Source organism: Janthinobacterium sp. PAMC25594 (assembly GCF_019443505.1).
GTDB lineage: Bacteria > Pseudomonadota > Gammaproteobacteria > Burkholderiales > Burkholderiaceae_D > Janthinobacterium.
Genome location: NZ_CP080377.1, coordinates 4,578,804 through 4,595,144 on the forward strand (window position 1 = coordinate 4,578,804; position 16,341 = coordinate 4,595,144).

Sequence of the window (16,341 nt, forward strand, 5' to 3'; positions counted from 1 at the left end):
CCCAGACTCTTGGCGAATTCCCATGTCGGCCGTCCTGAAACCCAAGTACTCCACCAGCCATTTCCGTATCGAGACGTTCGATGCGCCGCTCGGCGCGCAAGTGCTGGGACTGGACCTGGCCCAGCCGCTGTCGCTGGGCGACTTCCAGCGCTTGCACCACGCCCACCTCGACCATCACGTGCTGGTGTTCCGCGAGCAGCACATCACGCCGCAACAGCAGGTCGATTTCAGCCGCCGTTTCGGCCCGTTGCAAATCCACGTGCTGCGCCAGTTCCAGTTGCCAACGCAGCCGGAAGTGCTGATCATCTCGAACATCGTCGAAAACGGCCAGCCCATCGGCCTCGGCGACGCGGGCCATTTCTGGCATTCCGATTTGTCGTACAAGGAAGTGCCCAGCCTCGGTTCCATGTTGCACGCGCAAGAGCTGCCGGACGAGGGCGGCGATACCGTGTTTGCCAACATGCACCTGGCCTGGGAAAGCTTGCCGGCCGCGCTGCGCCACGCCGTGCGCGGCGCCCGTGCCGAACACAGTTACCTGAGCCAGTATGAGGAATTGCGCCGCCGCAATCCCTGGCGTCCCGCACTGACGCAGGCGCAGATCGATGAAGTCACACCTGTGACGCACCCCGTGGTACGCGTGCATCCGGAAACGGGACGCCGCGCCCTGTTTGTCAGCGAACATTTCACCACGCGCATCGTCGGCTTGCCCGAGGATGAAAGCCGCGCCCTGCTCGACGAATTGTTCGTGCACAGCGTGCGCCCCGAGCATTTATATGTGCACCGCTGGCAGCCGCACGACCTGGTGTTCTGGGACAACCGTTCGCTGATGCACCTGGCGACGGGGTGTCCGCCCGAGCAGCGCCGCAAACTCTACCGCACCACCATCGAAGGCGATGCGCCGTACTGATTTTTTCCTGTAAGCCTGACCCAAGGAGTGTCCATGTTGCCGATCTTTACCTTTTCCCGCCGCCTGCTCGCCACCATTGCCGTGCTGTGCATGGCCATGCCCATGGCCCGGGCCGAAGGGCAGATCCGCATCGCGGGCCAGCATGGCATCACCTTCTTGCTGCTCAATATTGCGCAGGAACAAAAGCTGATCGAAAAGCATGGCAAGCAGCAGGGCGTCGACGTGAAAGTCGAGTGGATCACCCTGTCTGGCGGCCCTGCCATCAACGACGCCTTGTTGTCGGGCAATATCGACATTGCCGGCGCCGGCCTGGGGCCGCTGTTGACGATATGGGACCGCACCAAAGGCCGGCAGAACGTGCGCGGCGTGGCTTCGCTCGGCAATTTCCCCTACTATTTGATCAGCAACAACCCGAAGGTGAAAACCCTGGCGGACTTGACGGACAAGGACCGCATCGCCTTGCCGGCCGTGTCCGTCTCCGTGCAGGCGCGCATCTTGCAGATGGCCGTGGCGAAGCAGTGGGGCGACAAGGAATTTGCCCGCCTGGATAAAATCACGCAAACCTTGCCGCACCCGGATGCGGCCGCCGCCATCATCGCCGGCGGCACGGAGTTGACTGGTCACTTCGGCAATTCACCGTTCCAGGAGCAGGAACTGGCGCAAAACCCGAACGCCCATATCCTCCTCAATTCCTACGATGTACAAGGCGGGCCCAGCTCGTCGACCCTGCTGTATGCGGCAGAAAAATACCGCAAGGACAATCCGAAAACCTATCGCGCCTTCATCGCCGCGCTGGCGGAAGCGGCGCAGTATGCGAGCAGCAATCCACAGGGCGCGGCCGACATTTATATCAAGGTGAATAAAAGCAAGGTGGACCGCAATCTGCTGTTGAAAATCTTTGCCAATCCGCAAGTGCAATTCAAGATCGCGCCGCAAAACACCTATGGCCTGGCGCAATTCCTGCACCGCGTGAGCGCCATCCGCAACTTGCCCGACAGCTGGCGCGATTATTTCTTTGACGACCCTGCCATCACGCAAGGAGGCTGACATGAACGCACCCACTTTTCACCTGGTACGTCCTCCGGTCACAGTGGCGCCATTACTCAGCGTCAAAAATGTCAGCCTGGAATACCGCACGGAGCAGCGCACCGTGCGCGCCACGCACGACGTCAGTTTCGACGTGTTCCGCGGCGACCGTTTTGTCTTGCTGGGGCCATCGGGCTGCGGCAAGTCGTCCTTGCTGAAAGCCGTGGCCGGTTTCATCGCGCCGCGCGCGGGCAGCATCGCCATGCAGGGCCAGCCCATTCATCAACCGGGACCGGACCGGGTGGTCGTGTTCCAGGAATTCGACCAGTTGCCACCGTGGAAGACGGTGCTGGAAAACGTCATGTTCCCCTTGCTGGCCAGCAAGCGTCTCGACAAGCAGGCGGCGCGCGAGCGCGCCCATCACTGGATCGCCAAGGTGGGCCTGGCCGGCTTCGAGGATGCCCATCCACATACCTTGTCGGGCGGCATGAAGCAACGCGTGGCCATCGCCCGTGCCTTGGCCATGCAGCCGGAAGTGCTGCTGATGGATGAGCCGTTCGCCGCCCTCGATGCCTTGACGCGGCGCAAGATGCAGGAAGAGCTGAGCCGCCTGTGCGACGAGTTGCGTTTTACCCTCGTTTTCGTCACGCATTCGATCGAGGAAGCTTTGGTGGTGGGCAACCGTATCCTGCTGCTGTCGCCCCATCCGGGCAGGGTGCGCGCCGAACTCAACAGCCATCAGTTCGGTTTGCACAGCGCGGGCAGCGCGGAATTCCAGGCTGCCAGCAGCCGCATCCACGGCCTGCTGTTCGATGAGGAAGTGGTTCCTGTTCCGCAAGCAACTGGCGCGCAGCGGGAGGCCGTATGAACGTGTTGCTGGAGCCGCCCATTCGCCAGGAATTCGTGTATGCGGCACCGCCGCCGGCCGGCGTCACCGTCGAGCAGCCACTGTCGCGCTGGCAGCGTCTGAGCCAGCACGCGCTGTGGCGCAAGGCCTTGATTTTGCTCAGCCTGGCCCTGCTGTGGGAAGGCGCGGCGCGCTGGACAAACAACGATTTACTCTTGCCCGGTTTTTTACAGACGGCGCAGGCGTTTATCGGCGGTATCGCCAGCGGAGAATTGCTGACGCGCACGGCGGCTTCCCTGATCGTCTTGCTGCAAGGCTATGCGGTGGGCGTGCTGGCCGCCTTCGTGCTGACCTTGCTGGCCGTGTCCAGCCGCATCGGACGCGACCTGCTGGAAACCCTGACGGCCATGTTGAATCCCTTGCCCGCCATCGCCCTGTTGCCGCTGGCCTTGCTGTGGTTCGGCCTGGGGCGCGCCAGTTTGATCTTTGTCATCGTCCATTCCGTGATGTGGCCGCTGGCCCTGAACACCTATGCGGGCTTCCAGGGCGTGCCCGAGACCCTGCGCATGGCGGGCCGCAACTATGGGCTGAACGGCTTGCGCCTGGTATTGCACATCCTCGTGCCGGGCGCCTTGCCCTCCATCGTCTCCGGCTTGAAAATCGGCTGGGCGTTTGCCTGGCGCACCCTGATCGCGGCCGAGCTGGTCTTCGGCACCACCTCGGGACAGGGCGGCCTGGGCTGGTACATTTTCCAGAACCGCAACGAGCTGTACACGGACAAGGTGTTCGCGGGCCTGGCGGCCGTCATCGTCATCGGTTTAATCGTCGAAAATCTTGGCTTTCGCAGCCTGGAGCGTGTAACACTCAAGCGCTGGGGCATGCAGCGGAAGTCATTTCAGCATGCTGCGCGCCGCCGCGATGATTTGCCGCGACAGTTGCTCCATGCGCGGCGACTGCACCTTCCACGTGTGCCAGTACAGGGCCACGTCGGCCGGCGTCTTGGGCGTCAGCATTTCCACCAGTTCGCCATCCGTATTCGCCTTCAGCAGCAGCTCCGGCACCATGCCGTAGCCGAGGCCATAGCGGATGGCGTTGAAGTGCGAGGTGGCGCCCGGCACGTAATGGCAGGGGTAGGCGCCCTCGGGCAGCCCCAGCGCCTCTTGCAGGAACGATGACTGTAAAGTGTCCTTGCGCGTGTAGGCGACGACGGGCGCCGTGCGCGCCGCCTTGCGCGTCAGGCCGTGCGCAAACCACTGCTGGCGGAACGCGGGCGTGGCCACCAGCCAGTAGCGCATCACGCCCAGCGGCTCGGCCGTGCAGCCACGCATGGGTTTTGGCTCTGTGCTGATGCAGCCGATCGCCATGCCCGTTTCCAGCAAGGTGTACGTGTGGTCCTGGTCTTCCACGGTCAGGTCCAGCAGCACGCGCTCGCGTATCAGCACCTCGGACAGGGCGGGGAAAAACCAGGTGCCCATCGAATCGGCGTTCAGCGCCAGCACCAGGGTCAGCGGGGCGTCCTGCTGCACCGCCAGTTCCGCCTGCAAGTCCGCTTCCAGCAGCTTGGCGCGTTTCAGGTACTGCATCAGGCGCTGGCCCATGCGCGTGGCGCGCGCAGGACGGCTGCGCACGATCAGCGCGTTGCCCAGCTGGCTTTCCAGCGCCCGTACCCGTTGCGAAATGGCCGGCGACGTCAGGTGCAGCCGCAGCGCCGCCTGCTCGAAACTGCCCGTTTCGACGACGGCGCGGAACGCTTCCGTGTGCTTGGGATTGAGATCCATGACCACTGCCTAACATAAGAAAAATTTATCAATACTAAATAATACTTACTTTTCATAAGGATGGGTGTGTTGCAGTGCACAATGCCTCTTTGATGGAGTGCCGCGCGCCAGCGCGCGGCCTCCTGGCAGCAAGGGAATACCACCATGGAAGCACAAGCGAACGACACACCTGCCCGCAAGCCCCAGTCGAAGCTGGCGCGCAATCTGAAATTCGGCCTGGGACTGACCCTGGGCCTGGGCTTGTCCGCAGCCCTGGCGGGCGGTTGGTGGCTGCGCCAGGCATGGCAGGATTTGCCGGCCGTCGAGCACCTGGCCCAGTACAAACCCGCGCTGCCGCTGCGTATTTTCTCCAGCGAAGGCGAGCTGCTGGCCGAATACGGCGAAGAGCGCCGCGAATTCCTGCCGCTGAAGGAGATCCCGCTGCGCATGCGCCAGGCCTTGCTGGCCATCGAGGATGCGCGCTTTTATGAACACGGCGCCGTCGACTTTTATGGCTTGACGCGCGCCACGCTGGCCAACATCGTCACCGGCCACCACGTACAGGGCGCCAGCACCATCACCATGCAGGTGGCGCGCGACTTTTTCCTGTCGCGCGAAAAGACCGTGCAGCGCAAGCTGACGGAGATGCTGCTCGCCTACAAGCTGGAACAGCATTACGGCAAGGACAAGCTGCTGGAGCTGTACATGAACCAGATTTACCTGGGCGAGCGCTCCTACGGATTTTCCGCCGCCTCGAACATTTATTTCGACAAGCCGCTGGCGGAAGTGAGCATCGCCGAAGCGGCCATGCTGGCCGGCTTGCCGAAAGCGCCATCGGCCTACAACCCCGTCGCCAATCCGCAGCGCGCCACCGTGCGCCAGCACTACATCCTGCAGCGCATGCGCGAACTCGGTTACATCACGCCGGCCGAATACGACGCGGCCGTGGCGGAAAAGCTGGCCCTGAACAAGGATCGCAACAGCTCCGTGCACGCGGCCGCATATGCGGTCGAGGAAGCGCGTCAATTGATCTTGCAAAGCTATCCCGAAGGCGCCTACAGCATGGGCCTGGACGTGACGACGACCATCCGCATGGCACCGCAAATCGCAGCCGACAAGTCGCTGCGCGACGGCTTGTTGAACGCGCAGGCGCGGCGCGGCTACCGTGGCCCGGAAGCGCGCCTGGCCCCCTCCGCAGACAGCGTGGCGCGCCAGCTGGCCGCCTATCCGGACAGCGGTGAACTGCGCGCCGCGCTGGTGCGCAAGGCAGATACTGCCGGCAAGCGCCAGTTGACGGCGCAGCTGCGCAATGGCGACCAGATCGTGCTGACGGCCTCGGATGCGCGCCTGGGCGGCAAGCTGCAGTGGGATGGCAAGCGCGCCATCGTCGAGGGCAGCGTGATCCGCGTGGTGCACGACGCGGCGAAAAAGCGTTGGCTGGTGAGCCAGCTGCCCGAGATGGAAGGCGCGCTCATTTCCGTCGAGGCGCGCAGCGGCGAAATCGTCGCCATGGCGGGCGGCTTCGATTTCTACCGCAACCACTACAACCACGCCATGCAGGCCTACCGCCAGCCTGGCTCCAGTTTCAAGCCCTTCGTGTACTCGGCGGCGCTGGAAAAGGGATATTTCCCCGGTACTGCCGTGGACGATACGCAGCGTTTGCTGCTGCCGCAGGAAACGGGCGCGCGGCAGTGGCGTCCGCGCAATTACGGCAACAACTATGAAGGTTTCATCAGCGTGAGACGCGGCCTCGTGCGCTCGAAAAACCTGGTCGCCGTCAGCCTGATGCAGGCGGCTGGTCCCGCCTACGTGCAGCACTACGCCACGCGCTTCGGCTTCGAGGGCGCGCGCAATCCCGTCTCCCTGCCGCTGGCGCTGGGCGCGGGCGCCGTCACGCCGCTGCAGCTGGCGCAATCGTATGCGGTGTTCGCCAACGGCGGCATGCAGATGCCGCCCAAATTGATCAAGGAAGTGCGCAGCCGCAGCGGAGAAGTGCTGTTCAGCGATGCGGCGCCACGCGCCAAGGGCGAGCCGGCACGGGGCACGCAGGTCATCTCCACGCGCAATGCCTACGTCATGGACAGCATGCTGCGCGACGTCGTCAAGAGCGGCACGGGACGCGGCGCGCTGGCGCTGGGGCGCGGCGATGCGGCCGGCAAGACGGGCACGTCGAACAATGCGTACGACGCCTGGTTTGCCGGCTACTCCTCGGGCCTGGTGTCCGTCGTCTGGCTCGGCTACGACCAACCCAAGAGCCTGGGCAATGCCACGGGGGGGACGTTGGCGCTGCCCGTCTGGCGCGATTACATGCAGGTGGCCGTGCAGGGCCGGCGCGAACAGGTGCTGGCCGAACCACCAGGCCTGGCCCTGCTCGACGGCGATTACGTGTATGCCGAATACCTGGCCGGTGACTGTCTGAAGGATAACTTTGCCTTTATCCACAGCAGCGTCAGCTGCGGCAGCGGCGGTGCCGATACGCGCATGGCACGCGGTGACGCTGGCGCTGGCGGCGATGGCGGCTCCAGCACGGGCACGAATGAAGCGCGCACCCTGAGCGAAGCGCGCGAACGCGAACAAATTCTCAAATCATTTTCGGAAGAGTAAGAGCATGCTGCTATATACGATTTACCTGGTGGCGATTGTCGCCGAAGCGATGTCCGGCGCCATCATGGGCATGCGGCGCGGCATGGATTTGTTCGGCATCTGCATGATCGGCACCGTCACGGCGCTCGGTGGCGGCACCGTGCGCGACGTGCTGCTGGGGCACTATCCGCTGGGCTGGATCGCGCATCCCGAATACCTGCTGTTTACCATCGGCGCGGCCATCGTCACGGCCTTTGTGGCGCGCTACCTGCACCATCTGCGCGCCATTTTCCTGCTGGTCGATGGACTGGGCCTGGTGGCGTTTTGCGTGATCGGCTGCGACATCGCCATGTCGGCCAAGATGCACCCGGCCATCGTGGTGCTGGCGGGGATGATCACGGGCGTCTTCGGCGGCCTGCTGCGCGATATCCTGTGCAACCAGATTCCCCTCGTGCTGCAACGCGAAGTGTATGCCACCGTGGCCCTGTTCACGGGCGCCCTGTATGTCGGCCTGTTGCACTTCAAGGTCGACAGCTCCGTGGCGCAGCTGTCGTCCATCGGCGCGGGCTTTTTGTTCCGCTTTCTGGCCTTGCACTTCGAGTGGCGCCTGCCGAATTTCAACGGCGACCGCATACGCGGGTTTGAGTAGGGCAGCCGCCGCGTAAATATTTTCACGCGCCTTTAACCCCTTTTTCTGCGCCGCTGCGTTTCATGTAGGACACCCCAGCCAAGCGGAGAAGAAGCGATGTCCAGCGTCCTCAAGATCACATTGATACTGTCCCTGCTGCTGTCGGCAGGCAGCCATGCCGCCGACACGGCGCCAGGAAAAACCTTGCCTGCCTTCGCCAGCGAGCAAGCCTTGAGCAGCTACCTGCAGCAACTGCAGGCACGCCAGGCGGCGCTGCAACGGGAGCAGCAGAAACTGCAGCGCGCCACGGCGCAGTCCATGTCGGCGCCGATGGTGGCGAAAGCCGCGCCGGCAGCATCGGCAGAGGCGGCCGAATCCGTCACCAATGTGCAGACGGCGGGCGTGGACGAAGGAGGCATCGTCAAGCTGCACGGCAAGCACCTGGTGATGCTCCGGCGCGGCAAGCTGTTCACGGTGCAGGTGGGAGGCAATGCCTTGCAGCCGGTGTCCTCGCTCGACGCGTACGCGCCGGGCAGCGCCCCCTCGGGCAGCTGGTATGACGAGATGCTGATCGATGGCGATACGCTGGTGGTGATCGGCTACAGCTACAGCCGGGGCGGCACGGAAATCGGCCTGTTCGACATCGATGCGGATGGCAAGCTGGCCTACCGCTCGACTTACCATTTGCGCTCCAACGATTATTATTCCTCGCGCAATTACGCCAGCCGCCTGATCGGCGGCAAACTGGTGTTCTATTCGCCCTTGTCGCTGAACCTGCGCCGGGGCGACCCGTTTGGCGGCTTCCCGGCGCTGCGCCGCTGGCGTCCCGACGCCGTGCCGTCCGACTTCAAGCGCATCGCCCCTGCCACGCGCATCTACCGCACCGATGAAGAGCCCGAACCGGGCTTTGGTCTGACTCTGCATACGGTCACCGTGTGCGACCTGGCGCAGCGCGACATGCGCTGCGAAGCGACTGCCGTGATGGGGCCGCAGGGCCGCGTGTTTTATGTGTCGGGCGAATCCGTTTTCGTGTGGAGCACGCGCCGCGGCAGCGACTCGGGCGTGTTCCGCATTCCCCTCGATGGCACGGCGCCCAGCGCCCTGAAGGTGGCGGGCGCGCCCGTCGACCAGTTCTCGTTCCTCGAAAGCGGCGACGGCTACCTGAACGTCCTGCTGCGCGCCGAGGGCCAGGGCGACGCCATGTGGGATGGTACAAGGGGGCGTGGCGACATGGCCCTGCTGCGCGTGCCATTGACGTCATTTTCCGATGGCCGCGACAGTGCGCCGGCCAGCAGCTACAGGGCGTTGCCCGGTGGTGGCGGCTACGGGCTGCAGAACCGCTACGTGGGGCCGTATCTGTTGTACGGCAATCCGGGCAATGCGGGGCGCCGCAAGGCGGACCAGGCCTGGCCGCGCCAGCCCCTGTATGCCGTGCGCTGGGCCGATGCGGGCAGCGTGCAAGCCTTGTCGCTGCCGCACGGCGTGGAGCGCATCGAAGCGCTGGGCAATGACGCCGTGGTGATCGGCGCGCAGGGCAAGGATCTGCACTTCAGCAGCATCCGCCTGGGGGCGCAGGCGGCGATTGCCACGCGCTACATCCGCGCCGACGCGGCGCAGGGCGAGTCGCGCAGTCACGGCTTTTTCTACAAGCCGCACACGGCCAGCGAGGGCGTGATCGGGCTGCCCATCCTGGGTGCGGACGAGCGGCCAGGATTCAGCCGGCCGGCCGCCTCCGTCCTGTACCTGCGCAACAGCGGTTTGACATTGACGGAACTGGGTGCGCTGGCCGCGCGTCCAGATCCAGCACCGGACGATGGCTGCCGCGCATCCTGCGTGGACTGGTATGGCAATGCGCGGCCCCTGTTCCTGCTGGGCCGCGTCTTCGCCCTGCTTGGCTATGAACTGGTGGAAGGGGCGCTCAAGGAGGGACAGATCCGCGAAGTACGCCGCGTCAGTTATGCGCCCGTTGCGCCCACTGTACGCTGACGGCGTAGGGAAATTGCCGCTGTCGCGCAGTTCGGCTACACTGCTCCGCATGCCCGACACCCTGATTACCGCGACGGATGAAGACCTGATGCTTCGCTACAGCGCCGGCGACCTGCCGTCGTTTCGCGAATTGTACCGGCGCCATAGCCAGGGCCTGTACCGCTTCGTGGCATGGCGTTCGCCCCGGCGCGCGTGGGTCGACGAGATTGTGCAGGATGCGTGGGCCAGCCTGCATGCGGCGCGCACGGGCTACCAGCCGCAGGCGGCATTTCGCACCTATCTGTACCAGATCGCGCGCAACCGCCTGATCGATCTCCTGCGCCAGCGGGAAGGGCAGCAACACGAGGACGCGGGCGAACTGGTGGACGAGGGCGCCTCGCCGCCGCAGTCGCTGGAGCAGAAACAGCAGCATGCGCTGCTGCATGCGGCCATCGCCGCGCTGCCCGTGGAACAAAAGGAGGCGCTGGTGCTGCAGCAGTTCAGCGGCATGAGCATCCAGGATATCGCCGTGGTGACGGGGGCGGAAGCGGAAACCGTCAAGAGCCGGCTGCGCTACGCCATGCAGAAGTTGCGCGCGGGCTTGGACAGCACGGGAGGACAGGCATGAATACGCACGATCAAGATCACGACGAACCGAATGACGAGGAATTGACGGCACTGCTGGCCAGCCTGCCGCAGCCCGCGCCTTCGAGCGCGCTCGATGCGGCCATCCTGGCGGACGCGGAAAAAGCCTTGCACCAGCCGGCGGCGGCCAACGACAGCGCCGATGGCGTGCTGCGCACCTTGCCCGTCAAGAAGGCGCCCGACTACCTGCAGCGCTGGCGCATTCCGCTGGGACTGGCGGCGGCCGTGCTGCTGACGGTAAACCTGATCGGCGTCGACTGGTTCGGCTCGAAGCCGGCGCAATTTCCCGTGGTGGGGGAACCAGTCACGCAGGAGGTGATGCAGGAAGCCGCACCGGTCATTGCACTGGCCGCTGCACCTGCGACTGAGTTTGCGCCACTATCGCCAGCACCGCGCGCCATGGCCAAGGCGGCACCGAGGCCGCCGGCGCAAGCCGAGCCGGCGCCAGCACCCGTGTCCGTACCCGCGCCTGCGCCACCGGCCCCGCCACCTCCTCCGGCGATGCGGGAGGCGATGGAGCAGCAAGCGGCCATGCAGGCCGAATCGAGCCTGCTGCGCCAGGCGCCGGTGCAGCGCGCGCTGGCCATGCCCGCTCCCATCGCGGCAAAGTCGGCGCCGTTGCCGCCGCCGGCAAAGCTCGACGCTTCCGTGTGGCTGGTGAAGATCGACGCCCTGCTCAAGGCCGGTGAGGGCACGCTGGCGCACGAGGAGTGGACGGCGTTCCGGCAGGCGTATCCCGACTATCCGGTGGCCGAGGAGCTGCTGCAGCGGCTGGAAAAAAAGTAGCGCGTTACACGATCCCCTTCCTGCGTTCCCACACGGCGCTGCCGACGAAAATGGCGCAGCACACCCACATCACGGCCGGCAGGGCGTTCACGCCCACCGATTGCATCAGCACGCCCGTCAGCAGGGGACCGCCGCCGCTGGTGACACCCCAGGTGGCGTTGACGATGGCGCTGGCGCTGGTCAGCGACAGTCCCGTAAAGCGCTCGCCGCAGGCCACCAGCGCCAGCATGTAGATGCCGCCCGCCGCCGCACCCAGCAACAGCAGCAAGGTCCACCACAGCCACGGCGTGCCGACGGCGAACGGCAGCAGCGGCAGCAGCAGGCACACGGCCACGCCGCAGGCCGCGTGGACTTTGGCGCGGCCGAAGCGGTCGGCCATCCATCCCAGCGCGAATTGCAGGCCCGTGTCGCCCACCAGCACCACGGTGGCCGACAGCAGGGCCAGGTCCGTGCTGATGCCGTGCTCCATCGCATACAGGGGCAACAGGCTCAAGGCCAGCGTGTCGAACAGGGCAAAGAAGGCGGCGCCGAGCACGATCATCGGCATGCGCGGCAAGATCAAGGTCCACTTCACGCCGTGTTCTTCCGGTTCGCGTGCTGGACCACTGTTCGAGATCAGCATCAGCCCCGGCACGGCCAGCAGGAACAGCAGGCCGCAGGCGGCGAAGCTCCAGCTGATCTTGTCGTTGAACAGCGCGACGAGGGCCGGGCCGATCAGCTGGAAGAAGGTAAAACTAGTGGTGTACATGGCCACCACCCGTCCGCGCGAATTGTCGGGCGCCAGGCGGTTCACCCACGCCTCGCCGATGGTAAACAGCACGCCCATGGCGCCGCCGAACAGGAAACGCAGCACGCTCCACGCCAGCAGATGATCGGTGAACTGCATGGCGATCGTCGCCAGCGACGCCACCCACACGGCGCCCAGCATGGTGGCGCGCGCGCCGAAGCGTCCCACCCAGCGCGAGACGAATGGCGAGGCGGCCAGGATGCCGAGCGCGCTGACGGCCGTGATCATGCCGATGATGTCCGTGCCCACGCCGCGCTGGTGCAGGGTCAGCGCCGTCAACGGCATGGTTGCGCCCAGGCCCAGGCCGACCACGCCGATGCTGACCACGAGGGCAAAGAAGTCACGCCATGGCATGTGCTTCATGGCTGCCCCCGCAGGGTGAAAAAGGAGTTTCGGAAGGCTGGAAAGCGGTGTGAGTGCATGGGAAAGTAAGGGGACTTTGCCGGTGGCGCTGGTGTTTGGCGCCGGACGGGCATATGATGATTTTAATAAAGGCAAGATTGCAAGGCCGTAGTGTAGGCGATGTGTGCCGCCGCTGGCCACGTCCATCCGTGTGGCCGCCTCTACTGGCTCTGCTGTACAGTGTAGCGAGCGGCAGCGCTGTCATGGCGCTCTCATTGGATCGTCACGCCAGCGAGGTAGCACTCTATGCGCCGTCCCATCGTTCTCGTCCCCGCCTGCCAGCGCCAGCTCGGCAGTCACGCCTGGCACATGGCGCAGGACAAATACCTGCACGCCGTGCTGCGCGGCGCCGGCTGCATGCCGCTGCTGCTGCCCGCGCTGGGCGCCGACGCCGACCTGGAAGCGGCGCTGCGGATCGCCGATGGCGTCATGCTGACCGGTTCCGCCTCGAACGTCGACGCTCGCCTGTACGGCGAAGCAATTCTCCACCCCGACCTGCCGCAAGATCCTGCGCGCGACGCCACCACCTTGCCCCTGATCCGCGCCGCGCTGGCGCGCCAGCTGCCCTTGCTCGCCATCTGCCGCGGCTTCCAGGAAGTCAACGTGGCCCTGGGCGGCAGCCTGCACCAGGCCGTGCATGCGGTGCCGGGCATGATGGACCACCGCGAGAACGTGCTCGATCCCCTGGCGCGCCAGTACGCTCCCGCGCACCGCATCAAGTTGATGCCGGACGGCCTGCTGTCACGGCTGCTGGGCGGCGAGAGCGAAATGATGGTCAATTCCCTGCATGGCCAGGGCATCGCCCGGCTGGCCGATGGCTTGCTGGTGGATGCCCTGGCCGACGACGGTCTGGTGGAAGCCTATACGGTGGCCAGCGCCACCGGTTTTACGCTGGCCGTGCAATGGCACCCGGAATGGCAGGTGGAAGACAATCCGCAGTCGATGCGGTTGTTCGGCGCCTTTGGCCAGGCATGCCGCGATTACCAGGAACAGCAGCACAGGAAGAAATAATGACGACAGGCGCGCCGCCCGCAGTATGTGGCGTTTGATCAAGACCAGCGAGAGGGAAGCATGGCAATACGCGAAAATTTCACCTATACGGATATGGATTTGTGGCTCAATGAAAAGCGCGTCACGGAAATCGAATGCCTGGTGCCCGACTTGACGGGCGTGGCGCGCGGGAAGATCCTGCCGCGCGGGAAATTCACCCAGGAGCGCGGCATGCGCATCCCGGAGGCGGTACTGGGCATGACCGTGACGGGCAATTATCCGGTCGACGATGGCGGCTACGACCGCGCCATTTCCAGCACCGACCGCGACATGATTCTGAAAGCCGATCCCACCACCATCACCATGGTGCCGTGGGCTACCGATCCCACCGCGCAGGTCATCCACGACTGCTATTTTTCCGATGGCATGCTGGTCGATTTTGCTCCAAGATCCGTGTTGCGGCGCGTGCTGAAACTGTATGCGGACAAGGGCTGGAAACCCGTGGTGGCGCCGGAGCTGGAGTTCTACCTGACGGCGAAAAACACGGACCCCGACTTGCCGCTGAAGCCGCCCATCGGCCGCAGCGGCCGGGCCGAGACCAGCCGCCAGGTGTACAGCATCGACGCCGTCAATGAATTCGACCCGCTGTTCGAGGATATCTACGATTACTGCGAACTGATGAACCTTGACGTCGACACTTTGATCCATGAGATCGGCGCGGGGCAGATGGAAATCAACTTCCTGCACGGCGACCCATTAGGCCTGGCCGACAAGGTCTTCTTCTTCAAGCGCACCCTGCGCGAAGCGGCCCTGAAGCACGATATGTACGCCACCTTCATGGCCAAGCCCATGGCCGGCGAACCGGGGTCCGCCATGCATGTGCACCAGAGCGTCGTCGACGCGAAGACGGGCCTGAACATCTTCAGCAACGACGATGGTTCTGCCGCGCCCATCTTCAAGCATTACATCGCGGGGCTGCAGCGCTACATGCCGTCGGCCATGGCCATCGTCGCGCCCTACGTGAATTCCTACCGCCGCATCGTGCGCCACACGGCCGCGCCGATCAACATCCAGTGGGGCCTGGACAACCGCACGGTGGGCTTCCGCGTGCCAGAGTCGGGCGTGCAGGACCGGCGCGTGGAAAACCGCATCATCGGCGCCGACGCGAATCCCTACCTGGCGCTGGCCGTCACCCTGGCCTGCGGCTATCTGGGCATGACGGAGCAGCTGGAAGCGACGCCGATGATGGTGGGCAGCGCCTACGACATGAAGTTCGAGCTGCCGCAAGGCTTGCCCGAGGCCTTGCAGCTGCTGCTCGCGGAAGACAAGCTGCGCACGGTGCTGGGCGAGCGCTTCATCGACGTGTATGCGGCCATCAAGGACCTGGAGCACCAGGAATTCATGACCGTCATCAGTCCGTGGGAGCGCGAACACCTGTTATTACACGTTTAAAAGGAACACGCATGAGCACAACAAACAATCCGCTGGCGCCGAGCGCCGCTTTTGTCTCCTCCGTGGCGCAAAAGAACGCGGCGCCACAGGTATATGACACGGCCGCCATCCAGAAAATGGATACGGCCCATTACCTGCACCCATTTACCGATTTCCAGGACCTGGCAAGCAAGGGTGCCAGGGTGATCGTGCGCGGCGACGGTGTCTACCTGTGGGATAGCCAGGGCAAGAAAATCGTCGACGGCATGTCGGGCCTGTGGTGCGTCAACGTGGGCTATGGCCGCACGTCGATTTCGCAAGCCGTGTACAAGCAGATGGAGACGCTGCCCTTCTATAACAGCTTCTTTGGCACGACCAACGTGCCGGCCGCGCAACTGGCGGCCAAGCTGGCGCAGATATCGCCGCCGCAGTTCCAGCACGTGTTCTTCACCAGTTCCGGCTCCGAAGGCAACGACACGAATTTGCGCATGGTGCGCCGCTACTGGGACATCCTCGGTTACAAGGAACGGCACACCATCATCAGCCGCCACAACGCGTATCACGGCAGCACGGTGGCGGGAGCATCGCTGGGCGGCATGGATGGCATGCATGCGCAGGGCGGCTTGCCGATACCGGGCATCGCGCATATCGGCCAGCCCAATTACCTGGAGTCGGGTCACGGCTTGACGCCGGAAGCCTTCGGCCTGAAGGCCGCTGGCTGGCTGGAAGACAAGATACTGGAAATCGGCGCCGACAAGGTGGCCGCCTTCATCGGCGAACCGGTGCAGGGCGCGGGCGGCGTCATCATCCCGCCATCGACCTACTGGCCCGAAATCCAGCGCATCTGCGACAAGTACGGCATCTTGCTCATCGCCGATGAAGTCATTTGCGGCTTCGGCCGTCTGGGCCGCTGGTTCGGCTCCGAACTGTTCGGCATCAAGCCCGACCTGATCACGTTTGCCAAGGGCATCACCTCGGGCTACGTGCCGCTGGGCGGGGTGCTGGTGGGCGACAGGGTGGCCAAGGTGCTGATCGAGCAGGGCGGCGAATTCACGCACGGTTTTACGTATTCCGGCCACCCAGTGGCCTGCGCGGCGGCGCTGGAAAACATCCGCATCATCGAGGAAGAACAGCTGGTGGCGAAGGTGGCCGAGGATACGGGGCCGTACCTGAAGCAGTGCTTCGCCAGCCTGGGCGAGCATCCGCTGGTCGGCTACGCGGACAGCTGCGGCCTGGTCGCGGGCCTGAACCTGGTGCGCAAGAAGGGCGCCACCGTGCACGAGAACGAGCTGTTTGACGAGGACCAGGGTGTGGGCATGATCTGCCGCGGCCACATGTTCGACAACGGCGTCATCATGCGCGCCGTGGGCGAGCGCATGATCGTCGCCCCGCCCCTGGTCATGACGCGCGTGCAGATCGATGAGATGGTGGCGCTGATACGGCTGTGCCTGGACAAGACGTATGACGAGGTGAAGGCGAAGGGCTGGGTGTAGGGTCTGGCTGAACCCAAACGCAAGGGCCGGGGTCGTACCCTCAGGGTACGACCCCGGGGTTTGCTCTTGGGTTGGTGTCAGTTTTTCACCCAAA

General features: G+C 64.6%; 13 protein-coding genes and 1 pseudogene. 12 read left to right on the plus strand and 2 right to left on the minus strand.

Going from position 1 to position 16,341, the window contains the following annotated elements:
* Positions 1 to 22: 22 nt before the first annotated feature.
* From KY494_RS20515 to KY494_RS20530, 4 genes and pseudogenes are all read left to right on the plus strand, one after another.
* A complete protein-coding gene (locus KY494_RS20515) occupies positions 23 to 907 on the plus strand; it encodes a TauD/TfdA family dioxygenase (RefSeq protein WP_219888045.1) in 885 nt (294 codons plus the stop codon).
* A 33-nt stretch (positions 908 to 940) separates the two neighbouring features.
* Positions 941 to 1,954, plus strand: coding sequence for an ABC transporter substrate-binding protein (locus KY494_RS20520; RefSeq protein WP_219888046.1), 1,014 nt, complete (start codon positions 941 to 943; stop codon positions 1,952 to 1,954).
* Between the two features lies 1 nt (position 1,955).
* Positions 1,956 to 2,801: an ABC transporter ATP-binding protein gene (locus tag KY494_RS20525; protein ID WP_219888047.1), complete on the plus strand. Its 846-nt coding sequence runs from the start codon at positions 1,956 to 1,958 to the stop codon at positions 2,799 to 2,801.
* A pseudogene (locus tag KY494_RS20530) lies at positions 2,798 to 3,667 on the plus strand (ABC transporter permease); the annotation flags it as partial. The gene KY494_RS20525 and the pseudogene KY494_RS20530, both read left to right, overlap by 4 nt.
* Positions 3,668 to 3,670: 3 nt before the next feature.
* Here the strand turns inward: KY494_RS20530 and KY494_RS20535 are convergent.
* On the minus strand, positions 3,671 to 4,564 hold the full coding sequence (locus KY494_RS20535) for an HTH-type transcriptional regulator ArgP (protein WP_219888048.1): 894 nt from the start codon (positions 4,562 to 4,564) through the stop codon (positions 3,671 to 3,673).
* A gap of 138 nt (positions 4,565 to 4,702) precedes the next feature.
* Between KY494_RS20535 and KY494_RS20540 the strand changes: the two genes are divergently transcribed.
* From KY494_RS20540 to KY494_RS20560, 5 genes are all read left to right on the plus strand, one after another.
* Entirely contained in the window at positions 4,703 to 7,141 is a 2,439-nt protein-coding gene (locus KY494_RS20540; protein ID WP_219888049.1) for a penicillin-binding protein 1A, read from the plus strand.
* A 4-nt stretch (positions 7,142 to 7,145) separates the two neighbouring features.
* A complete protein-coding gene (locus KY494_RS20545; RefSeq protein WP_070220436.1) occupies positions 7,146 to 7,769 on the plus strand; it encodes a trimeric intracellular cation channel family protein in 624 nt (207 codons plus the stop codon).
* 96 nt (positions 7,770 to 7,865) lie between these two features.
* Positions 7,866 to 9,734: a beta-propeller domain-containing protein gene (locus KY494_RS20550; protein ID WP_219888050.1), complete on the plus strand. Its 1,869-nt coding sequence runs from the start codon at positions 7,866 to 7,868 to the stop codon at positions 9,732 to 9,734.
* A gap of 49 nt (positions 9,735 to 9,783) precedes the next feature.
* Positions 9,784 to 10,341 carry a sigma-70 family RNA polymerase sigma factor gene (locus KY494_RS20555; protein WP_258194350.1) on the plus strand — a complete coding sequence of 186 codons (558 nt, stop codon included), beginning with the start codon at positions 9,784 to 9,786 and terminating at the stop codon, positions 10,339 to 10,341.
* The gene (locus tag KY494_RS20560; RefSeq protein ID WP_219888051.1) at positions 10,338 to 11,144 is read left to right on the plus strand and encodes a hypothetical protein; all 807 of its coding nucleotides are present in this window, start codon (positions 10,338 to 10,340) and stop codon (positions 11,142 to 11,144) included. Before KY494_RS20555 ends, KY494_RS20560 begins: the two co-directional genes overlap by 4 nt.
* Positions 11,145 to 11,148: 4 nt before the next feature.
* On the opposite strand, the gene KY494_RS20565 is transcribed toward KY494_RS20560, so the two are convergent.
* Positions 11,149 to 12,294, minus strand: a complete 1,146-nt coding sequence (locus KY494_RS20565; protein ID WP_099761972.1) for an MFS transporter — start codon at positions 12,292 to 12,294, stop codon at positions 11,149 to 11,151.
* 285 nt (positions 12,295 to 12,579) lie between these two features.
* Here KY494_RS20565 and KY494_RS20570 point away from each other — a divergent pair, with 285 nt between their 5' ends.
* From KY494_RS20570 to KY494_RS20580, 3 genes are read left to right on the plus strand one after another with little or no spacing between them, the layout of a single operon-like run.
* On the plus strand, positions 12,580 to 13,344 hold the full coding sequence (locus KY494_RS20570) for a gamma-glutamyl-gamma-aminobutyrate hydrolase family protein (RefSeq protein ID WP_219888052.1): 765 nt from the start codon (positions 12,580 to 12,582) through the stop codon (positions 13,342 to 13,344).
* A 60-nt stretch (positions 13,345 to 13,404) separates the two neighbouring features.
* Positions 13,405 to 14,775, plus strand: coding sequence for a glutamine synthetase family protein (locus KY494_RS20575; RefSeq protein ID WP_219888053.1), 1,371 nt, complete (start codon positions 13,405 to 13,407; stop codon positions 14,773 to 14,775).
* Positions 14,776 to 14,786: 11 nt separating this feature from the next.
* Complete coding sequence (locus KY494_RS20580) at positions 14,787 to 16,247, plus strand: aspartate aminotransferase family protein (protein WP_219888054.1); 1,461 nt, start codon at positions 14,787 to 14,789, stop codon at positions 16,245 to 16,247.
* Positions 16,248 to 16,341 lie beyond the last annotated feature (94 nt).